The 25,960-nt window shown below is 74.2% G+C and carries 21 protein-coding genes and 1 tRNA gene; 9 read left to right on the forward strand and 13 right to left on the reverse strand.

Translation table 11 applies throughout. The features are described 5' to 3' along the window. Nucleotides 1–73: 73 nt before the first annotated feature. The 4 genes from FIP57_RS02405 to FIP57_RS02420 all read right to left on the reverse strand — a co-directional run bounded on the left by FIP57_RS02405 (nt 74) and on the right by FIP57_RS02420 (nt 3,499). The gene (locus FIP57_RS02405) at nt 74–1,054 is read right to left on the reverse strand and encodes a ribose-phosphate diphosphokinase (RefSeq protein ID WP_148571565.1); all 981 of its coding nucleotides are present in this window, start codon (nt 1,052–1,054) and stop codon (nt 74–76) included. Nucleotides 1,055–1,094: 40 nt separating this feature from the next. Beyond that, nucleotides 1,095–2,579 (reverse strand): bifunctional UDP-N-acetylglucosamine diphosphorylase/glucosamine-1-phosphate N-acetyltransferase GlmU, encoded by a 1,485-nt coding sequence (gene glmU, locus FIP57_RS02410; RefSeq protein ID WP_275266123.1) that lies wholly within the window; start codon nt 2,577–2,579, stop codon nt 1,095–1,097. 29 nt (nt 2,580–2,608) lie between these two features. Further along, nucleotides 2,609–2,688 (reverse strand) — tRNA-Gln (locus FIP57_RS02415). 13 nt (nt 2,689–2,701) lie between these two features. Continuing rightward, nucleotides 2,702–3,499 carry a trans-aconitate 2-methyltransferase gene (locus FIP57_RS02420; protein WP_148571567.1) on the reverse strand — a complete coding sequence of 266 codons (798 nt, stop codon included), beginning with the start codon at nt 3,497–3,499 and terminating at the stop codon, nt 2,702–2,704. A 77-nt stretch (nt 3,500–3,576) separates the two neighbouring features. Here FIP57_RS02420 and FIP57_RS02425 point away from each other — a divergent pair, with 77 nt between their 5' ends. Further along, a complete protein-coding gene (locus tag FIP57_RS02425; RefSeq protein WP_148571569.1) occupies nt 3,577–4,068 on the forward strand; it encodes a MarR family winged helix-turn-helix transcriptional regulator in 492 nt (163 codons plus the stop codon). A 105-nt stretch (nt 4,069–4,173) separates the two neighbouring features. Here FIP57_RS02425 and FIP57_RS02430 read toward each other — a convergent pair whose 3' ends face one another. From FIP57_RS02430 to rsmI, 6 genes are all read right to left on the reverse strand, one after another. Beyond that, a complete protein-coding gene (locus FIP57_RS02430) occupies nt 4,174–5,949 on the reverse strand; it encodes an ABC-F family ATP-binding cassette domain-containing protein (protein WP_148571571.1) in 1,776 nt (591 codons plus the stop codon). Then, a complete protein-coding gene (locus FIP57_RS02435; protein WP_148571573.1) occupies nt 5,946–6,869 on the reverse strand; it encodes a 4-(cytidine 5'-diphospho)-2-C-methyl-D-erythritol kinase in 924 nt (307 codons plus the stop codon). The genes FIP57_RS02430 and FIP57_RS02435 overlap by 4 nt, the downstream gene beginning before the upstream one ends. Next, nucleotides 6,866–7,747: a 16S rRNA (adenine(1518)-N(6)/adenine(1519)-N(6))-dimethyltransferase RsmA gene (rsmA, locus tag FIP57_RS02440; protein ID WP_148571575.1), complete on the reverse strand. Its 882-nt coding sequence runs from the start codon at nt 7,745–7,747 to the stop codon at nt 6,866–6,868. The genes FIP57_RS02435 and rsmA overlap by 4 nt, the downstream gene beginning before the upstream one ends. Before the next feature lie 26 nt (nt 7,748–7,773). Then, nucleotides 7,774–8,961: a resuscitation-promoting factor gene (locus tag FIP57_RS24260; RefSeq protein ID WP_148571577.1), complete on the reverse strand. Its 1,188-nt coding sequence runs from the start codon at nt 8,959–8,961 to the stop codon at nt 7,774–7,776. Between the two features lie 300 nt (nt 8,962–9,261). Next, nucleotides 9,262–10,095, reverse strand: a complete 834-nt coding sequence (locus tag FIP57_RS02450) for a TatD family hydrolase (RefSeq protein WP_148571579.1) — start codon at nt 10,093–10,095, stop codon at nt 9,262–9,264. Next, complete coding sequence (gene rsmI / locus FIP57_RS02455; RefSeq protein ID WP_203230998.1) at nt 10,092–10,988, reverse strand: 16S rRNA (cytidine(1402)-2'-O)-methyltransferase; 897 nt, start codon at nt 10,986–10,988, stop codon at nt 10,092–10,094. Before rsmI ends, FIP57_RS02450 begins: the two co-directional genes overlap by 4 nt. A gap of 38 nt (nt 10,989–11,026) precedes the next feature. On the opposite strand from rsmI, the gene FIP57_RS02460 reads away from it, so the two are divergent. Together FIP57_RS02460 and FIP57_RS02465 are read left to right on the forward strand one after the other, a co-directional pair. After that, nucleotides 11,027–12,664 (forward strand): dolichyl-phosphate-mannose--protein mannosyltransferase, encoded by a 1,638-nt coding sequence (locus FIP57_RS02460; RefSeq protein ID WP_238993219.1) that lies wholly within the window; start codon nt 11,027–11,029, stop codon nt 12,662–12,664. A gap of 161 nt (nt 12,665–12,825) precedes the next feature. Continuing rightward, nucleotides 12,826–13,326 (forward strand): hypothetical protein, encoded by a 501-nt coding sequence (locus tag FIP57_RS02465; protein WP_148571583.1) that lies wholly within the window; start codon nt 12,826–12,828, stop codon nt 13,324–13,326. Nucleotides 13,327–13,354: 28 nt separating this feature from the next. Here FIP57_RS02465 and FIP57_RS02470 read toward each other — a convergent pair whose 3' ends face one another. Then, nucleotides 13,355–14,263: a M56 family metallopeptidase gene (locus FIP57_RS02470; protein WP_148571585.1), complete on the reverse strand. Its 909-nt coding sequence runs from the start codon at nt 14,261–14,263 to the stop codon at nt 13,355–13,357. Between the two features lie 3 nt (nt 14,264–14,266). Then, a complete protein-coding gene (locus FIP57_RS02475) occupies nt 14,267–14,644 on the reverse strand; it encodes a BlaI/MecI/CopY family transcriptional regulator (RefSeq protein ID WP_148571587.1) in 378 nt (125 codons plus the stop codon). Between the two features lie 133 nt (nt 14,645–14,777). Here FIP57_RS02475 and FIP57_RS02480 point away from each other — a divergent pair, with 133 nt between their 5' ends. From FIP57_RS02480 to FIP57_RS02500, 5 genes are all read left to right on the forward strand, one after another. After that, the gene (locus tag FIP57_RS02480) at nt 14,778–16,223 is read left to right on the forward strand and encodes a cytochrome ubiquinol oxidase subunit I (protein ID WP_148571589.1); all 1,446 of its coding nucleotides are present in this window, start codon (nt 14,778–14,780) and stop codon (nt 16,221–16,223) included. 19 nt (nt 16,224–16,242) lie between these two features. After that, on the forward strand, nt 16,243–17,259 hold the full coding sequence (cydB, locus tag FIP57_RS02485; protein WP_148571591.1) for a cytochrome d ubiquinol oxidase subunit II: 1,017 nt from the start codon (nt 16,243–16,245) through the stop codon (nt 17,257–17,259). Nucleotide 17,260: 1 nt separating this feature from the next. Then, entirely contained in the window at nt 17,261–20,638 is a 3,378-nt protein-coding gene (gene cydD / locus FIP57_RS02490; RefSeq protein ID WP_148571594.1) for a thiol reductant ABC exporter subunit CydD, read from the forward strand. Between the two features lie 42 nt (nt 20,639–20,680). Next, entirely contained in the window at nt 20,681–22,459 is a 1,779-nt protein-coding gene (locus FIP57_RS02495) for a DUF429 domain-containing protein (protein ID WP_148571596.1), read from the forward strand. A gap of 153 nt (nt 22,460–22,612) precedes the next feature. After that, on the forward strand, nt 22,613–23,158 hold the full coding sequence (locus FIP57_RS02500) for a hypothetical protein (RefSeq protein WP_148571598.1): 546 nt from the start codon (nt 22,613–22,615) through the stop codon (nt 23,156–23,158). An 18-nt stretch (nt 23,159–23,176) separates the two neighbouring features. On the opposite strand, the gene FIP57_RS02505 is transcribed toward FIP57_RS02500, so the two are convergent. Next, the gene (locus FIP57_RS02505) at nt 23,177–23,821 is read right to left on the reverse strand and encodes a LysE family translocator (protein WP_148571600.1); all 645 of its coding nucleotides are present in this window, start codon (nt 23,819–23,821) and stop codon (nt 23,177–23,179) included. Between the two features lie 104 nt (nt 23,822–23,925). Between FIP57_RS02505 and FIP57_RS02510 the strand changes: the two genes are divergently transcribed. Beyond that, nucleotides 23,926–25,401, forward strand: coding sequence for a hypothetical protein (locus tag FIP57_RS02510; protein ID WP_148571602.1), 1,476 nt, complete (start codon nt 23,926–23,928; stop codon nt 25,399–25,401). Nucleotides 25,402–25,960: the final 559 nt, after the last annotated feature.

Consider the following 25,960-nt stretch of genomic DNA (forward strand, 5'->3'; position numbering starts at 1 on the left):
CCAGACCTGATGCTTGGTCGGCTCTGTTGCACCGTCAAGGTCCCGCCTGCTTCGGGACCGTGTGAGGTGGCGCTCAGGCGTGGCCGTCGAACATGGAGGTGACCGAGCCGTCCTCGAAGACCTCCCGGATCGCCCGGCTGATCAGCGGGGCGATCGAGAGCACGGTCAGCTTGTCGAAGTGCCGGTCCGCGGGGATCGGAAGGGTGTTGGTCACCACGACCTCCAGGGCCCCACAGTTCTTGAGCCGGTCGACGGCCGGGTCGGAGAGGATCGCGTGGGTGGCCGCGATGACGACGCCGGCCGCACCCTCCTTCACCAGCGCCTCGGCGGCCTTGGTGATGGTGCCGCCGGTGTCGATCATGTCGTCGACCAGGATGCAGATCCGCCCCTCCACCTCGCCGACGACGCGGTTGGCGACCGACTCGTTGGGACGCGTCACGTCACGGGTCTTGTGGATGAACGCCAGCGGGGCGCCGCCAAGCCGGTTGGACCAGCGCTCGGCGACCTTGATACGACCCGCGTCCGGCGAGACGATCGCGAGCTGCTGGTCGCCGTACTTCTCCTTGACGAACTCGCTCAGCACCGGCATCGCCATCAGGTGGTCGACGGGACCGTCGAAGAACCCCTGGATCTGGTCGGTGTGCAGGTCGACGGCGATGAGCCGGTCGGCGCCCGCGGTCTTGAACAGGTCGGCCATCAGCCGGGCCGAGATCGGCTCGCGGCCTCGGTGCTTCTTGTCCTGGCGGGCATATCCGTAGAACGGCATGACCACGGTGATCCGCTTGGCCGAGGCCCGCTTGAGGGCGTCGACCATGATCAGGTGCTCCATGATCCACTCGTTCACCGGCGCGGTGTGGCTCTGCAGCACGAAGGCGTCCGAGCCTCGCACCGACTCCTGGAACCGCACGTAGATCTCGCTGTTCGCGAACTCGTACGCCGTCGTGGGGATCAGCGTGGTGCCCAGCAGCGACGCGACCTCCTCGGCGAGCTCCGGGTGTGCCCTTCCGGTGAAGACCATCAGGTTCTTCTCGGTGGTGCGCTTGATGCTGGTCACGCGTGAACTCCCTCGAGTGGTTCGCTGCCCTTGTCGATTGTCACCCAGGGCTGGTGATGGAACCCTCCTGGCCCGCTGCTCGGGACGCGGCCTCGGCGGCGGCGGTGCCCGCACGACGGCGGAAGACCCACCCCTCCATGGTGCGCTGCGGGCCGGCGGAGACCGCGAGCGCACCGGGAGGCACGTCCTCCCGGATCACCGAGCCGCCTCCGGTCACCGCGCCGTCGCCGATCGTCACGGGCGCCACGAAGGTGTTGTTCGACCCGGTCCGCGCGTGGCTGCCGACGGTCGTGCGGTGCTTCGCGACGCCGTCGTAGTTGGCGAAGATCGTGCCGGCGCCGATGTTGGTGCCCTCCCCGATCGAGGCGTCGCCGACGTACGACAGGTGCGGCACCTTGGCGCCCGGGCCCAGCGTGGAGTTCTTCACCTCGACGAAGGCGCCGACCTTGGCGCCCGCGGCGAGCTCCGCGCCCGGGCGGAGGTAGGAGAACGGCCCGACCGTCGCCTCCTCGCCCACCACGGCGCGCTCGCCGTGGGCGCGGACGACGCTCGCACCCCGCCCCACGCGTACGTCGCGCAGCGTGGTGTCGGGGCCGACGACCGCGTCCTCCTCGACCGTGGTGGCGCCGTGGAGCTGCACCCCGGGGAGCAGCGTGACGTCGGGCGCCAGCGTGACGGTGACGTCCACCCAGGTGCTCGCCGGGTCGACCACCGTGACGCCGTCGCGCATCCAGCGCTCGAGGGTGCGCCGGTTGAGCTGGGCGGCGAGGCCGGCGAGCTGGGCCCGGTCGTTGGCCCCCTCCGTCTGCGCGACGTCGTCGACCACGTGGGCACCCACGGTCGCGCCGTCAGCGCGGGCGATCGCGACGACGTCGGTGAGGTAGTACTCGCCCTTCGCGTTGTCGTTGCCGATCCGGCCGACCGCGCCGGCGAGGAACGCGCCGTCGAAGGCGTAGATCCCCGAGTTGATCTCGCGCACCGCCGCCTGCTCGGGCGTGGCGTCCTTCTCCTCGACGATCGCGGTGACCGAGCCGTCGGCGTCGCGGAGGACCCGGCCGTAGCCGAACGGGTCCGGGACCAGCCCGGTCAGCAGCGTCACCGCCCGACCGGCGGCCTCGTGGTCGCGGACCAGCCCGCGCAGGGTCTCGCCCTGCATCAGCGGGGTGTCGCCGGACATGACGACGACGGTGCCGCTGGTCGCGCCGGCCTCCCGCAGGGCGTCGAGCGCCACCCGGACGGCGTCGCCGGTGCCGTCCTGCTGCTCCTGCACCGCGAGCAGCGCGTCGGGGACCTGCTCCAGGACGTGCCGCCCGACCTGCTCGCGGCCGTGGCCCACGACCGCGACGACGTGGCGCGGGGCGACGGCGAGGGCGGCGTGGAGAACGTGACCGACCATCGAGCGGCCGCAGAGCTCGTGGAGGACCTTCATCCGCCGGCTCTTCATCCGGGTCCCGCTGCCTGCGGCGAGGACCACCACCGCCGTCGGTCCCTCGTGCGCGGGGGTCGAGGCGTTGTCCAGGCTCACGTGTTCTCCCGTCGAGGCTCGTGGATCAGCTCCCCGGGTAGGAGTCGAACCTACGTCGCTTTGTCCGCATTCAAAGTGCGGCGGGCCCTGCCGACAGACCAACCGGGGATGGCGGGGTCAGCCTAGGCGATCCGGCTGGTCGGGGTCGGCCCCGGCGTGGCCGCGCGGGCGACGACGAACACCCGGCGGAACGGCATGACGGTGCCGTGCGGCCCCGCCGGGTACGCCGCCCGCAACGACCTCCGCAGCTCCTCGGCGAACTCCGTGCGCAGCGGTTCCGGGAGCGCCTGGAGGGTGGGCCGGAGGCTCGTGCCGCTCACCCACCGGAAGACGGCGTCGTCGCCCTCGAGGACGTGGAGGTACGTCGTCTCCCAGGCGTCGACGGTGCAGCCGAGCCCCTGCAGCCGGTGCAGGTAGGTGGTCGCGTCGTGCGCCGCCGGGCCCCGTACGTCGGTCAGGTGGTCCGCGAACCGCGGGTCCGCCTGGAGCTCGTGGCGCAGCGTGTGGCTCGGCTCGCCGAAGTTCCCCGGCACCTGGAAGGCGAGCCAGCCTCCAGGCGCCAGGTGGCCGACGAGCGTGTCGAGCAGCTCGAGGTGGCCGGGCACCCACTGGAGGGCGGCGTTGGACACGACGACGTCCACCGGGGTCTCCGGGCGCCACGCGCGGAGGTCCGCCACCTCGTACGCCACCCCGGTGCTCCGGTCGGCCTCGGCGACCATCTCCGGCGAGGAGTCCACTCCGACCACCTCGGCGTCCGGCCAGCGGCTGCGCAGGGTCGCGGTGAGGACGCCGCTCCCGCAGCCGAGGTCCACGACGGTCCGTGGGGCCTCGGCGGCCACGCGGGACACCAGGTCGAAGTACGGACGCTCGCGCTGGCCGGCGTACTGCGCGTAGAGCGCGGGGTCCCAACGGTGGCTCATGACGGCACCTCCTGCTCCACCGTGCTCGCCAACTCTCTCGATGTCAAGATTCTTGACGGGGCGTATGCTTTCCGCCCATGGAGGACGAGGTCGACCGGCTGGTCGAGGCGTGGGGGCGGGAACGTCCCGACCTCGACCTGGCGCCGATGGAGGTGCTCAGCCGGGTGAGCCGCCTCGCCCACCATCTCGACGTCGCCCGGCGCGCGGCGTTCACCGACCACGGCATCGAGCCCTGGGAGTTCGACGTGCTCGCGGCCCTCCGGCGTGCCGGGGCGCCGTACCAGCTGAGCCCGGGGCGGCTCCTCCGGGAGACGCTGGTGACCAGCGGCACCATGACCAACCGCGTCGACCGCCTCGTGGCCCGCGCCCTCGTCGAGCGGCTCCCCGACCCCAGCGACCGCCGCGGCGTCCTCGTCCGGCTCACCGACCAGGGCCGTGCCACCGTCGACGGCGCCCTCGCCGCCCTGCTCGAGCTCGAACGCCCCCTGCTCGCCCCGCTCGCCGCCAAGGAACGCCAGCAGCTCGCCGCCCTCCTCCGCCGCCTCGCGCTCTCCGTCGAACGCCCCTGAGCCCGCCGGCCCCGTGCGTTTGGTGTCGAGCCGCCCCTCGCCCCCGGACCGCCGAGGACCGCCGCCAGCGGCGGCTCCCCTCACCACGAAGGGCGGCTCAACACCTCAGTCGGCGGCGTCGGCGGCCTCGAGCCACAGCTCCTCGAGGGCCTCGCGCTCGGCGACGACCTCGCGCAGCCGTACGTCGAGCTCGGCCAGCTTCTCGTAGTCGGTGGCGTGGGCCGCGAGCTCGGAGTGGAGAGCCTCCTCCTGCGCCTGGACCCGGGCGAGCTGCTTCTCGACGCGGGCCAGGGTCTTGCGCGCCTCGCGGCGGGTGGCGGCGTCGGAGCGGACGGGGGCCCGGGCGGACGACTCCGCGGGTACGGCGGCCGCGGCGCGCCGCTCCTCGAGGTACTGCTCGACGCCCCGCGGCAGCATCCGGACCGCCCCGTCCCCCATCAGCGCCCAGACGGTGTCGCAGGTGCGCTCGAGGAAGTACCGGTCGTGGGAGACGACGACGAGCGTGCCGGGCCAGCCGTCGAGGAAGTCCTCGAGGACGTTGAGCGTCTCGATGTCGAGGTCGTTGGTGGGCTCGTCGAGGAGCAGCACGTTGGGCTCGGACAGCAGCAGCCGGAGCAGCTGGAGCCGGCGCCGCTCGCCGCCGGAGAGGTCGCCGACGCGGGTGGTGAGCCGGTCACCGGTGAAGCCGAACCGCTCGAGCATCGAGGTGGCGGTCACCTCGCCGCCGGCCGTGCGGGTGACCCGCTTGATCTCCTCGACCGACGCGAGCACGCGGGTCTCGGGGTCGAGGTCGTCGACGGCCTGGGTGAGGTGCTCCAGCGCGACGGTGCGGCCGCGGCGTACGCGTCCCGCATCGGGCTGCAGGTCGCCCGAGAGCAGCCGGAGCAGCGAGGTCTTCCCCGCGCCGTTGACGCCGACCAGCCCCACGCGGTCACCGGGGCCGAGCCGCCAGGTCGCGCGCGAGAGCAGGAGCCGGTCGCCGCGCCGGAGGTCGACGTCCTCGACGTCGAGCACGTCCTTGCCGAGCCGCTGGGTCGCGAACTGCTGGAGCGCGAGCTGGTCCCTCGGCGGGGGCACGTCGTCGATCAGCGCGTTGGCGGCGTCGATGCGGAACTTCGGCTTCGACGTGCGGGCCGGGGCCCCGCGCCGCAGCCAGGCGAGCTCCTTGCGGACCAGGTTCTGCCGCCGTGACTCCGACGCGGCCGCCTGCCGCTGCCGCTCGGCCTTGGCGAGCACGAACGCCGCGTAGCCGCCGTCGTAGACGTCGACGGTCGCGTCGTGCACCTCCCAGGTCTCCTCGCACACGGCGTCGAGGAACCACCGGTCGTGGGTGACCACCACCAGCGCTGCCGTACGCCGGGACAGGTGCCGGGCCAGCCAGTCGACCGCCTCGACGTCGAGGTGGTTGGTGGGCTCGTCGAGGACCAGGAGGTCGTGGTCCTCGAGCAGCAGCCGCGCCAGGGAGCACCGCCGCCGCTCGCCGCCGGAGAGCCCCTCGACCCCCCGATCGAGCGGGATGCCGGCGAGAAGCACCTCGACGACCTCCCGGGTGGTCGGGTCGGCGGCCCACTCGTGCTCGGCCCGCTCGCCGAGGACCGCCTCGCGGACGGTGGCCGCGGCGTCGAGCTCGTCGCCCTGGGTGAGGTAGCCGAGGTGGAGGGTGCGGGCCCGCGAGACGCGGCCGGCGTCGGGCTCCTCCCGCCCTGCGAGGATCCGCAGCAGCGTGGTCTTGCCGTCGCCGTTGCGGCCGACGATCCCGACGCGCTGACCGGCACCCACCCCGAGGTTCACCTCGGCGAGGAGCGGGCGGATGCCGTAGGCCTTCGAGACCCGTTCGAGGTTGACCAGGTTGGCGCGGGCGGGCTGGGCCGGCTGGCTCACCGGTGGCCTCCCGTGACGCGGGCGCCCGGCACGGGACCCTTCACGACGATCGCGGGCCGGGTGCCCTGCTCGGACCGCAGCGTGCGGTCGACCTCCTCGGCGTGGACCGGCCCGTCGCAGAGGAAGACGGTGGTCGGGCCGCTGCCGCTGACCAGGGCGCCGAGGGCCGCTCCCTGGCGGCCGGCGCGCAGCAGGTGCAGCAGGTCGGGGCGGAGCGAGACGGCGGCCGGCTCGAGGTCGTTGACCAGGGCGGCGCCGAGCCGCACGGCGTCCCCCGCCCGCAGCGCGGCGAGCAGCTCGTCGGGCACCTCGGGGTCGGGAGCGGGGTCGTCCCCGTGCAGCCGGTCGAACTCGCGGTAGACCGCAGGGGTGGAGAGCCCGCCGGAGTCGGGCACGACGACCCACCAGTACTCGCCGCGGGTCATCACCGGGGTGACCACCTCACCACGTCCGCCGCCGAGCGCGGTGCCGCCGACGAGGCAGAAGGGGACGTCGCTGCCGAGGGTCGCGGCGAGCCCGAGCAGCTCCTCGCGCGGGGTGTGCAGCCCGAAGAGCACGTCGGCGCCGAGCAAGGCCGCGGCGGCGTCGGTGCTGCCGCCCGCCAGCCCGCCGGCCACCGGGATCCGCTTGTGCACGTGGAGCTCGACGGGGAGCTCGCGGCCGTGGTGGTCGCCGAGCGCCGCCACCGCGCGCAGGGCGAGGTTGGAGCCGTCGGTGGGCACCTCGGCCACGTCGACCCCCTCGCCGGAGACGGTGAGCACCGGCGAGCCGTCGGTGGCGCGGACCACCACCTCGTCGTACAGCCCGACGGCCTGGTAGACGGTGGCGAGCGGGTGGTAGCCGTCGTCGCGGACCGGGCCGACGCCCAGCGACAGGTTGATCTTGGCGGGTGACGACACCCGCACCTCGGCGCCGCTCACGCTGCGAGCCCCTCGGCGATCCGGGCGAAGTCGGTGATGTCGAGCTGCTCGCCACGGGTGGCGGGCGGCACCCCGGCGTGCTCGAGCGCGACCTCGACGGCCTCGACCGGGGCGAGCGCCCGGAGCGCGGCGCGGAGGGTCTTGCGGCGCTGGGCGAAGGCGGCGTCGACCACCGCGAAGACCTGCTCGCGGCCGGCGGTCGTGCGCGGCGGGTCGCGCCGCTCGAGGGCGACGAGCCCCGAGTCGACGTTGGGCGCGGGCCAGAAGACGTTGCGGCCGACCGCCCCTGCACGGCGTACGTCGGCGTACCAGGCGGCCTTCGCCGACGGCACGCCGTAGACGCGTGAGCCGGGGCGGGCGGCCAGTCGGTCGGCGACCTCGGACTGCACCATCACCAGCCCGTGGCGCAGGGAGGGCAGCAGGGCGAGGAGGTGGAGCAGCACGGGCACCGAGACGTTGTAGGGGAGGTTGGCGACGAGGGCGGTGGGCGGCGTCCCCGGGACCTCCGAGATGCGCATGGCGTCGCCCTCCACGAGGGTGAACCGGTCGGCGTGGCCGGGCGCGAACCGCTCGACGGTGGCCGGCAGCGCGGCGGCGAGCACGGGGTCGACCTCCACGGCAACGACGCTCCGGACGGCACCGAGCAGCGCCAGCGTCAGCGAGCCGAGCCCGGGGCCCACCTCGAGGACGACGTCGTCGGGGCCGACCCCGGACGCGCGCACGATGCGGCGGACCGTGTTGGGGTCGATGACGAAGTTCTGGCCCCGCTGCTTGGTGGGGCGGAGGTCGAGCGACGCCGCCAACGAGCGGACGTCCGCCGGCCCGAGAAGGTTCGGACCGGCGGACGTCGCGGGGTCGTGCGGATCGCTCTGGCTCATCTCCTCGGCGAGCCTACCGACGAGGCTCAGCGAGGCAGCCCGAGCACCGAGGCGCAGTGCGGCCAGGAGCCGTAGCCGCCGGTGGCGGCGCGGAGCCGCTCGGCGACGGCGATCTGCTGCTCACGGCTGTTCTCGCTGGGCAGCCCGGTGCCGCCGTAGGCCTGCCAGGTGCCCAGGTTGAACTGGAGCCCGCCGTAGTAGCCGTTGCCGGTGTTGATCGCCCAGTTGCCGCCGGACTCGCACTGCGCGAGGGAGTCCCACACGGTGCTGCCGCCGGCGAAGTTGGCGGTCTCGACGCGCTCCTTGGTGCCGACCGCGACGATCTCGTCGACCGGCTCGGTGACGTTGCCGACCGAGAGGACCTTGCGGCCGACCTCGTCGCCGTTCTCGAAGCGGAGGCGGTAGGTCACGTCGCGGCTGCCGCTGCGGCCGGGACGCACGACGCGCTCCTCGTCCTCGTACATCGAGTCGTCCTCGCGCGTGACGGTGTCGAACGAGATCGCCTCGTCGTCGACGGACCGCTTGACGACGCGGACCTTGGTGACGGTGATCTTGTCGCCGTCCTCGAGGAGGCGGCCGAGCCCGGGCTTGACGATGTCGTCGCGGTCGACCTTGACCTTCTGCATCTTCAGCGCCTGCGCCACGGTCAGCGCGGCGACGTTGCGCTTGACGGGCTCGGCGCCCGCGATGGCCAGGGTGAGCTTCTTCGGCGTCGCGATCGTCAGCGCCATGCCGTCGCGGGTGATGCCCGCGCTACGGCTGACCGACAGGTTCGCGGAGCCGAGCCGGATCCCGATCTGGTCGAGGGCCGTGGTCACGTCCGTGGCGGTGACCCAGTGCCGGCTCTTCTCGCCGTCGAGGTTCACGTCGAGCGGGCGCGCGAAGCGGACCGCGATGCGCGAGCCGTCCTCGACCTCGGTGTCGAGGGTCGGCGCGACGACGTCGTGCTCGCCGACCTCGACGCCCTGGTCCTCGAGGACCTCGGCGACGGTGCTGCCGTCGGTCTGCACCTCGCGGGCGGCGCCGTCGAGGGACAGCGTCACCGTGGTGCGGCCCAGCAGCTGGGTGGCCAGCACGCCGGCGACCAGCGCGAGCCCGAGGGCTGCGGCGGCGAAGGTGAACCAGCGGCGGCGGGACCGGCCGGTGCGGGTGGAGTCGGTGGGCGAGCCGTCAGGCTCGCCGGCTGGGTTGGTGAGGGGTGCGATGACCTGCACGCGTCTCCCATGGTCGTGCTCTCCGGGCCGTGGCGCGACAGCACGGGCCGCGACCGGGACCCGGCTGCGGTGCGTGAAGCTCCCATGTGTCGCCGAGGAAAACTGCTCCCACTCCCGGCGGACCCGACGACGCTAACGGCAGTCCCGGGACCTGTCGAATGCCGAGTCGCTGCATGTGGAGCCGTTTGAGGCCGTTTGACGGGCGGGTCTTCACACTTGAGGTGAGAGTTGTCACCGGACACGCCGGGACGGACGTCCTGGACCGGGCGGTGGACTAGAGCGGAGCCCGGTTCACGTTCCTCACCAAACCCCACCGAACGCCGCGAAGGTGTTCGCCTCGACCTGGCGGCAGAGCTCCTCGAGGTCGTCGCCCCGCTCCTCGGCCATCGCCCGCACGGTCAGCGGCACCAGGTAGGAGGCGTTGGGGCGCCCCCGGAACGGCACCGGGGTGAGGAACGGCGCGTCGGTCTCCACGAGGAGCCGGTCGGCGGGAGCGGCGACGAGCGCCTCCCGGAGGTACGCCGCGTTGCGGAACGTCACGGTGCCGGCGAAGGAGAGCCAGAACCCCCGGTCGAGGCACTCCCGGGCGAACGCCGCGTCGCCGGAGAAGCAGTGCATGACGACCCGCTCGGGCGCACCCTCGTCGTCGACCACCCGGAGCACGTCGTCGTGGGCGTCCCGGTCGTGGATCACCAGCGTCTTGCCGAGCCGCTTGGCGAGGTCGACGTGGAGCCGGAACGAGTGCTCCTGCGCGGCGCGCCCCTCCTCGCCGGTCCGGAAGTGGTCGAGCCCGGTCTCGCCGACCGCCCGCACCTGCGGCGCCTGCGCGAGCTGCTCGATCTCCGCCCAGGTCTCCTCGAAGGTGCCCTGGGCGGCGAGCCGGGGCGCCTCGTTGGGGTGCAGCGCCACCCCGGCGACGATCCGCTGGTGGGCGGCGGCCACCTCCACCGACCAGCGGGCGCTCTCCAGCTCGCAGCCGATCTGGACGATGCGCGGCACCCCGACCGTCGCAGCGGCGTCGAGCGCCTCGGCCGCGGTCAGCTCCTCGGTGCCGTCGAGGGTCATCTCGAGGTGGCAGTGGTTGTCGACCACGGGGTGCGGCAGCGGCTCGGGGGCGGGTGGGCGGGCGGTCACGTCGGCGGCTCCTCGGGAAGGACGGTGGGTGCGGACGGTCGGCGGTGGACGGCGTCGTACACCTCGCGGCGCGGGAGACCGGAGCGCTGCGCGACGGCCTTGATCGCCTCCTTGCGCGGGGTGCCGGCGGCCTCCTCCGCGGCGACGAGCGCCGCGACCTCCTCCGGCCCCGACGGTACGACGGAGGGGCCGGTGCGTCCGCCGACGACCAGCGTGACCTCGCCGCGGACCCCGTCGGCGGCCCAGGCGACGAGCTCGCCGAGCCCGCCGCGGACGACCTCCTCGTGGGTCTTGGTGAGCTCCCGGCACACCGCCGCCGGCCGCTCCTCCCCCAGCGCCTCCGCCATCGCCGCGAGGGCGGGCCCGGTGCGGTGCGGCGCCTCGAAGAAGACCATCGTCCGCGGCTCGTCGGCGAGCTCGGCGAGCCGGCGGGCCCGCTCTCCGGCCTTGCGCGGCAGGAACCCCTCGAACGTGAACCGGTCGACCGGCAGCCCGGACACCGCGAGGGCGGTGAGCACGGCGCTCGGCCCCGGCACGGCGGTGACCCGCACCCCGGCCTCGACGGCGGCGGCGACGAGCCGGTAGCCGGGGTCGGACACCGACGGCATCCCGGCGTCGGTGACCAGCACGACCCGCTGCCCCGCGGTGAGCGCCTCGAGCAGCCCCTGGGTGCGTGCGGCCTCGTTGCCCTCGAAGTAGGAGACGACCCGGCCGGTCAGCTCGACCCCGAGCTCGCCGGTGAGCCGCCGGAGCCGGCGGGTGTCCTCGGCGGCCACGACGTCGGCCCGGCCGAGCTCCTCGGCGAGCCGGGGCGGCGCGTCCGCCGGACGGCCGATGGGGGTGCCGGCGAGCACCAGGAGCCCCTCCTGCACGTCCGCGTCCCGCCTGTCCATGCCGGTCATTGTGTCGGGTCGCCTCTAGGCTGCACCGGGTGACGACGACGGAGGAGCCCGCCACCTCCCTGTCGGTCACGGCCGAGGGGCACCCCGTCCCCACGGCCCGCGAGCGGTTCCTCGAGGTGCGCACCGGCGACCCGTGGTGGGGGTGGAGCGTCACGCTGATGGTGACCGCGCTCGCCGGGTTCCTGCGGTTCTGGCGGCTCGGGACGCCGGCGGAGTTCGCCTTCGACGAGACGTACTACGCCAAGGATGGCTGGTCGCTGTGGGAGCACGGCTACGCCCGCAACTGGACCGACGGCGCGAACGAGGCGATCCTCGACGGCCGGATGCGGCCGGGGCTGCAGACCGACGACCCGACGATGGTCGTCCACCCGGAGCTGGGCAAGTGGCTGATCGGGGCCGGGGAGCAGCTGTTCGGGTTCGACCCCACCGGGTGGCGGGTGGCCAGCGCGGTGGTCGGCACGCTGATGGTGCTGGTCATGGTGCGGCTGGTCCGGCGGTTGACCGGGTCGACGCTGCTCGGCGCGGTCGCCGGGCTCCTGCTCTGCTTCGACGGGCTCCAGTTCACCCTCTCCCGGCTGGCGCTGCTCGACGTCTTCGTCGCGTTCTTCCTGCTCTGCGCGGTGGCCTGCCTGGTCGCGGACCGCGACTGGACGCGCGCCCGGATGGCCCGCGCGACGTGGTCCGGGGCGTGGGGGCCGGTCTCCGGCCTGTGGTGGCGGCCGTGGCGGCTGGCCGCCGGCGTGATGTTCGGGTGCGCGGTGTCGTGCAAGTGGAGCGCGTTGATCCCCCTCGCCGGGTTCGGGATCCTCGTCGTGCTCTGGGACAGCGGCGCCCGCCGCGCGCTGGGGGTGCGCACGGCGTTCCTGCGCTCCGCGGTCGTCGACGGGCTGCCCGCGTTCGGCTACCTGGTCGGCGTCGCGTTCCTCGTCTACGTCGCCTCCTGGGGCGGCTGGCTCGCGCACGCGGACGTCTACGAGGCCCGGCTCTCCGACAACGCCTACGGGCCGCCGTGGGGCGACTACGTCCGCACCGACCCCGACGGCTTCTTCCCCTCGCTGGTGCAGGGGCTGCGGAGCCTCTTCCACTACCACCAGGACATGTGGTCCTTCCACAGCTCCGGGCTGCTCGACGCCACCCACTCCTACCAGTCGAAGCCCCAGGGATGGCTGTTCATGCAGCGCCCGGTCGTCGTCGCCACCGAGGTCGACATCGCCCCCGGCACGCAGGGGTGCACGGCGCCGGCGGACAGCGACTGCATCCGCGAGATCGTCATGCTCGGCACGCCGGTGCTGTGGTGGGGCGGCGTCGTCGCGCTGCTGCACGCGGCGTACGCCTGGGTCGCGCGGCGCGACTGGAGGTACGGCGTCGCGATCGTCGGGCTGCTGACCACCTGGGTGCCGTTCTTCCGGTACGCCGACCGGCCGATCTTCTCCTTCTACGCGGTGACGATCCTGCCGTTCACGATCGTCGCGATCTCCCTGCTCCTCGGCCGGGTGCTCGGGCCGGCGTCCGGGCCACGGCGCCGGCGGGCGGTCGGCGCGACGGTGGTCGGCACGTTCGTGGTGCTGGTCGTGCTGCACTTCGCGTGGCTGTGGCCGGTGTACACCTTCGAACTGCTCACCACCCCGGACTGGCTCGACCGCATCTGGTTCCGCTCCTGGATCTGACGGGACCACCGGGCCCGCCCGGCCGCTCCCGGGACCAACGTCCGACCGCTCCCGGCGAGCAGTCCCGAGTTGTCCCGAAGCCGTCCCAATGCCTCGATTTCGGGGGGAACCGGCCGCAGAGTGGGGTGCACACGACGGGGACGACACCGAAGGAGGACAGCATGGAGCTGCGCGACTTCTACAAGATCCGGGCCGGGCTGAAGATGAACGCGCCCGCGGCTCCGGCTGCCGCCGTCGAGGCGATGGAGCGGACCCTCGCCGACGCGCTGGGCTCCAGCGCCTTCTTCCACACCGTCGAGGTCGACTCCACCGACGACCCGGACCGCCGGCTGATCGCGATGGTCGGCTTCGGCCCCTACCACAGCGAGAACGCGGTCGCCGCCGAGCTCGAGCGGCTCTGGGGCGAGCGGGTCCACTACACGCACTGGGAGGCGCACGCCCTCCTCGTCGAGAAGGACCAGGTCGAGCTCCAGGGCGGCACGCTGGTGAGCGAGAACGGCTACCACGTCACCGTCCACGTCGTCGCGCAACGGCTCGAGGCGCCGGTCGCCGTCGAGGCCCTTGCGCCCGCGCCGGCGGCGATCCCGGAGCAGCCGAAGCGGAGCCGCCGCGCCCGCGCCGGTGTCCTCCGCCGGATGTTCGCGCCGGTCGCGCTGGCCTGAGCGCCCAGTCGCGCCCTCCCAGCGCCCGTCACACCAGCGTGGCCAGCCACGGGTAGGCCACGAAGACCGTCGGCACCACCAGCAGCACCGCCGCGGCCGTGTAGAGCACTGCGGCCAGCAGCCGGTGCGACCGGTCGTCGGCGAGCAGCTCGACACGGCTGCGCAGCCCGGCGTCCGCCGTCGCCGGCACCCCGGCCCCGGTCCCCCGGCCCGGCACCGCGGCCGCACCCACCCGAGGCCCGTCCGCCAGCGTCACCAGCGCGCGGGCCAGCGGCACCGCGCCGTGCTGGCGACGCGCGGCCGCGTCGGCGAGCAGCTCGACGAGCAGCCGGACCTCCGCCAGCGCGCGGTCGCTGGAGACCACCCGCGGGAACGCCGAGTGCAGGACGGTGAACGCCTCCAGCACCAGGTCGTGCCGGGCGTGCAGGTGGGCGCGCTCGTGGGCGAGCACCGCGGCGAGCTGCTCCTCCGGCAGCCGCACTACCGCGCCCCGCGTGACCACGACCCGGCCGTGGAGGACGCCGGGCAGGCAGTACGCCACCGGCGTCTCGTCCTCGAGCACGAGGTGGTCGCCCTCGGGCGAGCCGAGCAGGTCGACGAGCCGCCGGTGCTCCCGGCGCAGCGCCCGCAGCCGGGTGCCGACCAGGTGGCCGCTGAGCAGCAGCCGCCCCACGACCACGACGGTCACCGCGAGGGCGAGCGCCGCCACCACCAGCTCGACGGGACCGCGTCCCTCCCCCAGCCCGGTCCCGGTGGAGAGCGCCAGGGTCGCGCCGGTCGCGGAGAGGACGGCAGCCAGGGCGACCGCCTGCCACAGCACGGTCGCCGCCCTCGGCGCCCGCCGGATCGCCGTACGCCGGGAGAGGAACGCGGGGACGGGACCCGCGAGCAGCAGCGCCAGGACCGCGAGGACCGCGGCGGCTGACGTCGGGCCCACCGGTCAGCGGTTCTCGAGCTCGGCGAGGGCCTCCCGCAGCGCCGCGCGCTCCTCCTCCGAGGCTTCGCCGACGAACGCGACCAACGCCGTGCGCCGGTCCTGCTCGCCGAACTCCGCCAGCGCCTCGCGCATCACGTCGGCGGTCATCGCGCCCCGCGACGACACCGCGGCGTAGACGTGGGCCCGCCCCTCCTTGCGGCGGCGGACCAGCGACTTCTTCGCCAGCCGGTCGAGCACGGTCATCACGGTCGTGTAGGCGATCTCGCGCTCGCCGGAGAGGGCGGCGTGCACGTCGCGGACCGACGACCAGGCCGGTGCGGCACCCCACAGGTGCTCCATGACGGCGCGCTCCAGCTCGCCCATCCGAGGTCTAAACACCATCCGGGAACCCTCCGACGACCATGGCCGGATCGTAACCCCCGGACCACCCTTTCACTACACGGCGTAGTACTACTACGCTGTGTCGTATTACTACGTACCGTAGTAGGTACCTACCGACCACGAGGGGCCCGCGTTGGACGTGCTCGACATCGCCCGGTGGCAGTTCGGGATCATCACCGTCTACCACTTCCTGTTCGTCCCGATCACCATCGGTCTCTCCGCGATCGTCGCGGGGTTCGAGACCGCCTGGGTGCGCACCCGCGACGAGCGGTGGCTCCGGCTGACGAAGTTCTTCGGCAAGCTCTTCCTGATCAACTTCGCGCTCGGCGTGGTGACCGGCATCGTCCAGGAGTTCCAGTTCGGGATGAACTGGAGCGACTACTCGCGGTTCGTCGGCGACGTCTTCGGCGCCCCGCTCGCCATCGAGGGGCTGCTCGCGTTCTTCCTCGAGTCCACCTTCCTCGGCCTCTGGATATTCGGGTGGGACAAGCTCCCCCGGGCGCTGCACGCGGCGACGATGTGGCTGGTCCACCTCGGCACCGTGCTCTCGGCGTACTTCATCCTCGCCGCGAACTCGTGGATGCAGAACCCGGTCGGCTACACCTTCAACCCCGACACCGGTCGTGCCGAGCTCGACGACTTCGTGGCGGTGCTGGTCAACAAGGTCCAGCTCGTCACCTTTCCGCACGTCCTGGCCGCCTGCTACCTCACCGGCGGCGCGTTCGTCCTCGGCGTCGCGATGTGGCTGATGCTGCGCAAGCGCAGCGACGAGGGCGACCGGCCGCTCTACCGGACCGCCGTGCGGGTCGGCGCCTGGGTGGTGCTCGTGGCCGGCCTCGGCGTGGCGGTGACCGGTGACGTGCAGGGCAAGATCATGACCGAGGTCCAGCCGATGAAGATGGCCGCGGCCGAGGCGCTCTACGAGACCGACGAGTCCTGCGCGCCCTTCTCGGTGTTCACGATCGGGACGCCCGACGGCAGGGAGGAGAAGTTCTCCGTCACCGTCCCCTGCCTGCTCTCCTTCCTCGGCACCGGCACCTTCGACGGCAAGGTCGAGGGGATCAACGACCTCCGGGAGAAGTACGTCGCGGAGTACGGGCAGGATCCGGGCGCGACGTACTTCAGCGCGGGCGACTACACCCCCGTCATCCCGGTCACCTACTGGTCGTTCCGGCTGATGATCGGGCTCGGCATGGCGGCCGCCGCCCTCGCCGCCGCGGTCCTCTGGGTGACGCGGAAGGGGCGCACGCCGGGGCACCGGGCGTGGGTGTGGGCGGCGGTCGCGCTGCCGCTGCTGCCGCTCGCCGCGAACTCGTTCGGCTGGATCTTCACCGAGATGGGCCGCCAGCCGTGGGCCGTCTACGGGCTGATGACGACCGAGCTCGCCGTCTCCCCCGGCGTGAGCGCCGGCGAGGCGATGACCTCGCTCGTCGCGCTGACCCTGGTCTACGCGGTGCTCGCCGTCGTCGAGCTGAAGCTGATGCTCACCTACATCCGCAAGGGCGCCGAGCCGTTCGCCGAGCCGCCCGACCCGAAGCTCGGCGCCGACAGCGACGAGCCCCTCACCTTCGCCTACTGACCACCCGGGAGACGACGACATGGAACTGACCACCGTCTGGTTCACGCTGATCGCGGTCCTCTGGGTCGGCTACTTCGTGCTGGAGGGGTTCGACTTCGGGGTCGGCATGCTGATGCCCGTCCTGGCCCGCAACGACCGGGAGCGCCGGGTCGTGATCAACACGATCGGCCCCGTCTGGGACGGCAACGAGGTGTGGGTGCTGGTCGCCGGCGGAGCGACCTTCGCCGCCTTCCCCGAGTGGTACGCCACGCTGTTCAGCGGCTTCTACCTGCCCCTGCTGCTCATCCTGCTCGCGCTGATCGTCCGCGGCGTCGCCTTCGAGTACCGCGCGAAGCGCGACGACGCGACCTGGCGCTCCCGGTGGGACCTCGCGATCATCGTCGGCTCCGCCGTCCCCGCGCTGCTGTGGGGCGTCGCGTTCGCCAACATCGTGCGCGGGGTGCCGATCGACGCCGACAAGGAGTACACCGGCTCGCTGCTGACCCTGCTCGACCCCTATGCACTGCTGGGCGGCGCGACGACGCTGCTGCTCTTCCTCACCCACGGCGCGATGTTCCTCGCGCTCAAGACCGACGGCGACATCCGGCACCGCGCCCGCGCCGCCGCGGTGAGGCTCGGCCTCGTGACCGCCGGTGTCGCCGTCGCCTTCCTGGCCTGGACGCAGCTCGAGGCCGGGGACGCCGGATCCGCGGTGCTGTTCCTCGTCGCGGCGGTCGCGCTGGTCGCCGGCGTCGCGGCGGCCCGTGCGGGTCGCGAGGGGTGGGCCTTCCTCGGCACGTTCCTGACCATCGGGCTGGCGGTGGCCGGGCTGTTCGCCGCGCTGTTCCCCGACGTGATGCCCACGACGCTGGCCGACGGCGTCTCGCTCACCACCACCAACGCCGCGGCGACGGACTACACGTTGACGATCATGACGTGGGTGGCGGCGGTCTTCACGCCGGTCGTGCTGATGTACCAGGGGTGGACCTACTGGGTGTTCCGCAAGCGGATCTCGGTGCACCACATCCCTGCGGACCGCCAGCCGGTCGACGCCTGAGATGAAGCCCGTCGACCCCCGCGTCCTCCCGCACCTCGCGCCGGCACGACGCTCCCTGACCGCCGTCGTCCTCACCCAGGTCGTCGGCGGGGTCCTGCTGGTCGGGCAGGCCTTCGCCGTCTCGGCGCTGCTCGTCGGGCTCCTCGAGGGCGCCCCGGGAGGTCGCTGGGAGGACGCGGTGGTCGCCGGCGCCTGGCTGGCCGCCGTCACCGTGGCACGGGCGGTCGTCGGCCTGGTCGGCGACGCGTTCTCCGCCCGGGCCGCCGCCGAGGTCGGGACGGCGATGCGTCGGAGGCTCCTCGAGGCGGTGACGTCGCTGAGCCACCTCGAGCTGTCCCGCCGCCGCTCCGGCGAGGTCGCGGTGCTCGCCACGCGAGGGATCACCGCCGTCGAGCCCTACCTGACCAAGTACCTCCCGACGCTGGTCGTCGCCGCCACGCTCCCGGCGATGACGGTCCTTGCGATCGCCACGCAGGACCTGCTCAGCGCGTTGATTGTCGTGCTGACAATTCCGCTGCTCCCGATCTTCGCGGTGCTCATCGGCAAGACGACGCAGGAGCGCGCGGACCGGCAGTGGCGGCTGCTCAGCCGGCTCTCGGGGCACTTCGTCGACGTCGTCCGCGGGCTGCCCACCCTGGTCGCCTACCGGCGGGGCGACCACCAGGCCGGCACGATCCGGACGATCACCCACCGCTACCGCGAGGCCACCAAGGAGACCTTGCGCTTGGGGTTCGCCTCCTCGGCCGCCCTGGAGCTGGTGGCCACGATCTCGGTGGCGCTCGTCGCGGTGAGCGTCGGGCTCCGGCTCTCGGGCGGCTCGATCGGGCTCACCACCGCCCTGGTGGTGCTCCTGCTCGCCCCGGAGGCCTACTGGCCCGTGCGGCGGGTGGGCGCGGAGTACCACGCCGCCGCCGAGGGCACTGCGACCTTCGAGGAGGTCGACCGGGTGCTGGCGGAGTGCGGTGAGCCGCACCCGGGCCGGGGAACCGTCCCGGCGCCGGACCCGGGGTTCGGCATCGGGCTCGAGGGGGTCGGCGTGCGCTACCCGGGCCGCACCGAGCCGGCGCTGCGCCCCTTCTCGGGCCGGGTCGCCGGCCACGGGGTCACCGCGGTGACCGGGCCCAGCGGCTGCGGGAAGTCGACGCTGCTCGCCCTCCTCGCCGGCGACCTGCGGCCGAGCACCGGCACGGTCCGTGTCGGCGAGGAGCCGCTCGACGGGTCCACCGGCTGGCGGGAGCAGGTCGCGTGGGTGCCGCAGCGTCCGTGGCTCCTCGCCGGCAGCGTCGCCGAGAACCTGCGGCTCGCCGACCCCACCGCCGACGACGCAGCGCTCTGGCGGGCGCTCGAGCGGGTCGGGCTCGGCGAGGTGGTCGCCGCGATGCCAGACGGGCTCGCGACCGTCGTCGGCGAGGACGGCGAGGGGCTGTCGGCCGGTCAGCGCGCCCGGGTCGCGCTCGCCCGTGCCGTGCTGGCCGTCGAGGCCGGGCGGCCGCTGGTGCTCCTCGACGAGCCGACCGCCCACCTGGACGCCGGCACCGAGGAGGTCATCCTCGGGACGCTGCGGTGGCTGGGCGACCGGGCCGCGGTCGTCGTGGTCGCCCACCGGGACGCCGTGGTGGCCGCCGCCGACCACGTCCTCGCGCTGCCCGCCCCGCCGCCGCGCCCGGCCCCGGCCGTCCGGCGTGCCCCACGTCCCGCACGCGCCACCGAGGGACGCCGGTCCGGTGCGGGTGCACCGGCCACGCCGCCCGTACGCCACGGAGCGCTGCTGGGCGTCGCGCTCGGCACCCTCGCATCGGCCTCCGGGGTGGCGCTCACCGCCACCGCGGGGTGGCTGATCGCCCGCGCCGCCGAGCACCCGCCGGTGCTGATGCTGATGGTGGCGATCGTCGGCGTGCGGACGTTCGGCCTCGCCCGGCCGGTCCTCCGCTACGCCGAGCGGCTGGTCTCCCACGACGCCGCGCTCGCCATGCTCGCCGAGCGCCGCGCCGAGGTCTTCGACGTCCTCGTCCCGCTGACGCCGGGGCGGCTGGGCCGCCGACGCGGTGAGCTCCTCGGCCACGTCGTCGACGACGTGGACGCGCTGCTCGACCACGAGCTCCGGGTGCGCGGGCCGGTGGCGACCGCGGTCTGCGTCGGGGCCCTCGCGACCGCGTTCGCGGCCTGGCAGCTGCCGGCGGCCGGAGCCGCCGTCGCAGCCGCCACCGCGGTCGGTGGCGTGCTCGCCTGGACGCTCGCGCGACGGGCGGCCCGCCGGGCCGAGCCCGCGTTCGTCCACCACCGCGGCCGGCTCTCCGCCCTGGTCGTCGAGCTCCTGCAGGGGGCCACCGACCTGCGGCTGTGGCAGGCCGTCGGGAGCCGGCTCGACGCGGTCGACGCCGAGAGCCACGCGGCGGCCCGGGCCCTGCGCCGCTCGACCGGCGGCGCCGCCGCCGGACGCGCCGCCGCGGTGCTCGCCGCCGGCGCCGGCGTGCTGGCCGTCGCCTGGTGGGGCGGCCGCGCGCTGTCCGTGGGCGAGGTCAGCGGCCCGATGCTCGCCCTGCTCCTCCTGCTCCCCCTCGCGCTGGCCGACGCGGTCGCGCCGCTGGCCGACGCCGGCGTGCTCTCGGTGCGCACCGCCGCGGCCTCGGAACGGCTGGCCCGGCTGCGGGAGCTGGCGCCGGCGGTCACCGACCCGGCACGGCCTGCAGAACCGTCCGGCGGGACCGTGGTCACCGCCGAGTCGGTCGCGGCGGGCTGGGGCGCCGACCCGGCGTTCACCGACCTCTCGTTCGCCCTCGCTCCGGGCGACCGGCTCGGTGTGGTGGGGCCCTCGGGGTGCGGCAAGTCGACGCTCGCGGCGCTCCTGATGCGGTTCCTCGCCCCGCGGTCGGGGCGGCTCGCGCTCGGCGGCGTGGCGACCGACGCCCTCCGGCTCGACGACGTGCGTGCGACCGTGGGGCTCGTCGACGACGATCCGCACGTCTTCGGCTCGACGCTGCGCGAGAACCTCCGGCTCGCCCGCCCCGGCGCCTGCGACGCCGAGCTCCTCACCGCGCTCGACGCGGCCTCGCTGGGCCCGTGGGTCGAGACGCTCCCCGACGGGCTCGACACCCTCCTCGGCGACGGCGGCGCGCACGTCTCGGGCGGGGAGCGCGCACGGCTGGGGCTGGCCCGGGCGCTGCTCGCCGACCGTCCGGTCCTGGTGCTCGACGAGCCGACCGCGCACCTCGACGCGGCGACCGCCGCCGACGTCGCGGAGACGATGCTCGCTACCGAGGGGCGCTCGATCGTGTGGATCACCCACGGCACGGTGGGGCTCGACCGGATGGACGCCGTGCTCGACCTCGGCGGGACCCCGGTCACGGTCCCGGAGCCGCTCTCCCCGGTGCACACCTGACCGCCCCCGCCACCGGTCGGGCGGATGCGGCAGGGTGGACCCATGCACTACGTCGGGGTCGACCTCGCCTGGGGCGAGCGCCGCCCCACCGGCATCGCGGTCCTCGACACCGAGGGGCGGCTGGTCCACGTCACCGCGGCCACCACCGACGAGGAGCTGCTCGCCGAGCTCGGGCCGCACACCACCGGCCCGTGCGTGGTCGCCATCGACGCCCCGCTGGTCGTGGTCAACGAGACGGGGAACCGGCCCTGCGAGGCGGCGCTCAACCGCGACTTCGCGCCGTTCGACGCGGGCGCCCACCCGTCCAACACCCGCAAGCCCGAGTTCCGGGACACTCCCCGCGGCGCACGGATCGCCGACGCCCTCGGGCTCGACCTCGACCCGGGCTCGACGTCGCTCCGGCGAGCCCTCGAGGTCTACCCGCACCCCGCGACGATCGCCCTGTTCCGGCTGGGGCGGACGCTGAAGTACAAGCACCGCACCGGCCGCACGCTCGCCGAGCTCACCTCGGAGCTCGGCCGGTTGGTCGGGCTCCTCGAGGGGCTCGCGGCCGCCCAGGTTCCGATGCACGTCACCGGCAACGCGCAGTGGCGGGCGCTCGTCGAGCAGGTGGAGAAGGCCACCCGCAAGAGCGACCTGCGCCGCGTCGAGGACCAGGTCGACGCGGTCCTGTGCGCCTACATCGCGCTGTTCGCCGCGCGCCGCCCGGACCTGGTCACCACCTACGGCGACCTGGCGACCGGCTACATCGTCACCCCGACGCTGCCCGAGGGGCACACCCCCACACCGCGCCCTCGCGCCGACCGGGCGGCGCCGGCCGCCGACCGCGCGGGGGTCGTCCGGCAGGCCGTGCAGGAGTACGCCGAGCTCCAGCCGGTGCTCCACGAGGCCACCAGCCGGTACGCCGGGCTGGTCACCTCGCTGCTCGACGACGCGGGCATCAACTACCTGAGCATCGACGCCCGCACCAAGAGCGTCGCCTCGTTCGCCGCCAAGGCCGGACGGGAGGAGGGTGGCGCGCCCCTCTTCGCGGACCCGCTCGTCGACATCACCGACCAGCTCGGGGTGCGGGTGATCACCTACCTGCAGCGCGACGTCGAGGCGGTCGCGGCGCTCCTCGGCGAGCAGCTCGTCGTGCTCGACGACCGCGACATGGGCCGCGAGACCGCCAGCGAGGGCAGGTTCGGCTACGCCAGCCGCCACCTCCTCGTCCGGCTCGACGACGCCCGGCTCGCCGCACCGTCGTACGCCGCGATCGGGGGTCGTGCGGCCCAGGTGCAGGTCCGGACCGTGCTCCAGCACGCGTGGGCGGAGTTCGAGCACGCCATCCGCTACAAGGGACGGGTCCCCGAGGAGCACGGTGCTGACCTCGAGCGACGGTTCACGTTGGCGGCCGGGCTGCTGGAGCTGGCCGACCGCGAGTTCTCGTTGATCCAGGAGCGGCTGCAGGGCGGCGGCGGACGGGCGACCGCCGACGCGGACACCACCGACCCCCGCATCGACGCGCAGGACCTCGCGCAGCTCCTCGCCGAGCGCCACCCCGACGCCGGCTGGTCGCGTCCCGACCACTACGAGTGGGTGGCCGGGCTGCTGCTCGAGCTCGCCGTGACCTCCCTGGACGAGCTCGGCGCGCTGCTCGACTCCGTGGACAGCGACGCGATCAACGAGCGGATGGGGTACCGCCAGCCGCCCACCGCCGTACGCCGGCTCGACGACGCGCTCCTCTGCCTGTACGGCGAGCGCTACATCGGGCTGCACGGCAACGCGCACCGGGTCGAGCTGCTCCGGACCCGGCTCGCCAAGCTCAGCGGCGACGGCTGAGCCGGAGCGTGGCGGTGGGCCGGCGGCTCACCAGGGCCGCACGGCGAAAAGCGGCATACCGCTTCTGACGATGGGCAAGTACCCGTACCTTAGTCCCGAAAGGGATGAAAAGGGCGGTACCTCGGGCGCCGCTCCCACACCTAGGAGACACACATGACCAAGCAACTGAGCCGTGCCCTCGTCACGGCCACCCTGGCCGCCGCCGTCCTCGGCGGCACCACCACGACGGCCCACGCGGACGTCGCCGACGGCTGTGAGGGCGTCGGCGCGGCGCTGACCGTCGCACAGGCCGAGGAGACCGCCGCGAAGCGGGCCTTCACCACCTTCACCCGCAGCCAGGCCCACGAGCAGGTCGCCCTCCTCAAGGCCACCGAGCGCCGCGAGGCCCGGGAGGCCGCGCGCGCGGAGCAGCGTGCCGCGCGCGAGGTCGCGAAGGGGCTCGACAAGAGCGCCCGCAAGGAAGCCCTCGCGGCGCTCAAGGAGGCCCGCCGGGTCGCCCGTCAGGAGGCGAAGGAGGCCCGCGAGGTCGCCAGGGCGGACCGGAAGGCGCTCAAGGCGCTGGTCAAGGCCGAGCGCAAGGAGCTGAAGGCTGCCTGGAAGGCCGCCGCCGAGAAGGCGGACGAGCTGGAGGCGCTCGCCGAGGAGTGCGCCGACGCGCCCGTGGTCACCGGCCCGTCCGACGACGCCCCTCAGGGCTGACCCGGACGCCGGGCCAGGTCAGCGGCCGGACGCGGCCACCCGGATCCCGAGTGCCACCAGCACCGAGCCGCTGACCGCCTCGAGCCGCCGTCGGACGGCGGGGCGGGCGAACCACGATCCGGCCCTGGCCACTCCCGCCGCGAGGGCGAGGTAGAGCACGGTCTCCAGCGCGACCTGCACCAGCGCCAGCCCGGCCGTGGTGAGGAACAGCGGCCGGTCCGACGGCACGAACTGCGGGTAGAACGCCATCATGAACACGGCCGCCTTCGGGTTGGCCAGCTGCACCGCGACGCCCTCGCCGAACGCCGACCACCACGCCCGCCGGTCGGGAGCGCCGGTGGCCGTGACGACCGGCTCGGCCGTACCCCTGCGGTGGCGCCAGGCCGCGAGCAGCGCCCGCCCGCCGAGGTAGAGCAGCACCGCGGCCCCGACCACCCGCAGGACCGTGTACGCGGTCTCGGAGGCGGCGACCAGCGCGGCGAACCCGGCGCCCGCGGCCAGCGCCCACAGGTAGAGCCCCAGCTCGAGGCCGAGCACCGTGGCCACCGCGCTGCGGAACCCGCGCAGCGCCGCGCGCCGCAGGATCAGCGCCATCGCCGGCCCGGGCGACGCCGAGATCAGGAACACCGCCACCACGAAGGCGACCGCCGACGACACGTCCATGAGCTCACCGTGGCACCGACGCGGCGACGCCGTCCAACGCATTTGGACCGGCCGGACCGGCCACGGCATGCATCAGTCGGGGGCGCCCGGGCATCCTCGGGGCCATGACCGACGAGCAGAGGGGCGTCGCCTTCCCGGCCTCGCCCGACGGGGGCCGCAGCACCTCCGAGGTGGGCCGGGCGGTGGTCGCGGACGCACTCCGCGAGGTCGACCCGGTCGGCGCGGGGCACGCGGCCGGGGAGACCAACTGGCGCACGGGGTACCTGGTCCACTTCCGGCGGCTCGTCGAGGCCGGGATGCAGTCCCGCGACGCCGCGCTGTCGGTCGCCGTGAACGGCGCCGACGCGCTGCACAGCAGGATGGTCGTGGCCACCGCGGACGGCGAGGAGCCGCTCGCCAGCTGGGCGGAGGGCGACGGCACCACAGAGCAAGGCGGACCGCTCGGCACCGTCGAGGTCGCCGGCACGGCGGAACCCGAGCGGGAGCTCTCGCTCCCCCTGCACGGCGAGCGGCTGCGCGGCGACGCGGTCCGCGCCCAGCTGGACCGGTGGGTCGAGAGCGGCGTGGCCGAGCCCAGCGCCGCCGAAGCCGTGCAGCAGGTCCTCGACCACCCGGAGTGGCTGCGGCTCGACGGGCGCACGGTCGCGGTCCTGGGCGCCGGTGCCGAGATGGGGCCACTGCAGGCATTGCTTCGCTGGGGAGCCCGGGTGGCCGCCGTCGACCTCGCGCGGCCGCAGGTCTGGGAGCGCGTCGTCAGCACGGCCCGGGAGTCGGCCGGCACGCTGCTGGTCCCGCTCCGCAAGGGCGGCACCGACCCGGTGCAGGACGCCGGCGCCGACCTCGTGCAGGAGGTGCCGACCATCGGCACCTGGCTGGAGGGGCTCGACGGCTCGCTGGTGCTGGGCAACTACGTCTACGCCGACGGCGCCGACAACGTCCGCGTCTCGGTGGCGGTCGACGCGCTGACCGGCCGGCTCCTCGACCGGCTCCCCGACCTGTCGCTCGCCTTCCTCGCCACCCCGACCGACGTGTTCGTGGTGCCGAAGGAGGCGGTGGACCACGCCACGCGCTGCTACGACTCCCGAGGGCCACGCTCGAAGCTGCTCGGCCGGCCGCTGCGCACGCTCAGCGGTGGGCGGCTGCTGCACCGCGCGTACGTCCGCGGCTCGGACCCGGGCGTCAACGACAGCCTCGTCCCGCAGCAGGGACCGAACTACGCGCTGGCCAAGCGGCTCCAGCGCTGGCGGGCGACGACCGCGCGTGCGGCGGGGACGACGGTGTCGATGAACGTCGCGCCGCCGACCCGGACCCGGTCGGTGGTGAAGAACCGGGCCCTGGCCGCGGCGTACGCCGGAGCCCACCGGTTCGGCGTCGAAGTCTTCGAGCCGGCGACCGCGAACGTCCTCATGGCGGCCCTGCTCGTCCACGACCTGCACACCGGCGGCGGCCCGCAGCACGACCACCCCTGGCAGGACGAGGCGCACGCGGCGGTCCACGGCGGGCTGTGGCGCACCGCCTACGCGCCGCGGAGCGCGCTCGGGCTCGCCGCGCTGCTGGGGTACGGCGCCGCCCGCGGCTGATCCGGTCAGCGACCGGCGAACACCTCGTCCACCGGACCGTCGACCGCGAGGAGGTCGACGGTGAACGCCAGGTCGTCACGGCGCCGCCCAGGGGCTGCAGCGAGACGACCACGCCGGTCACGACGTCCAGCGCGACGTCGTAGGCCTCCGGGTAGTCGGCCGTGTCGACGTGCGGGTTGCCCCGCTCGCCGTACTCCTCCTCGTCCGAGACGACCGACCACAGCAGCGGGCAGCAAGGGCACCGGGGGTCGTACCCCTCCGCCGCGCGGACCACCGCGCGCCACACCCCACGGCCGGCGACACGGTCCGCGCGCACCCGCTCGACCAGGGTCCACTCGCTGAGCTCGACCGGGTCGAGCATCGCCACCCAGGTGAAGTCGCCGTACATCGGGTCGTCGTAGTCGACGAGCACCCGGTCGGGCCGGTGCGCCACGAGCCCGTCCGGCCGTAGCGCCGGCACCACCTCGTGCGGCAGCCGCGATCGGGGCGGTTCCGGGACCTCGGAGCCGTCGTCGGCGGCGGACGCCACCACCGTCGAGGTGGTGTAGGGCAGCCCGTG

It is taken from the genome of Nocardioides caldifontis, from assembly GCF_008087345.1.
GTDB classification, from domain to species: Bacteria; Actinomycetota; Actinomycetes; order Propionibacteriales; family Nocardioidaceae; genus Marmoricola_A; species Marmoricola_A caldifontis.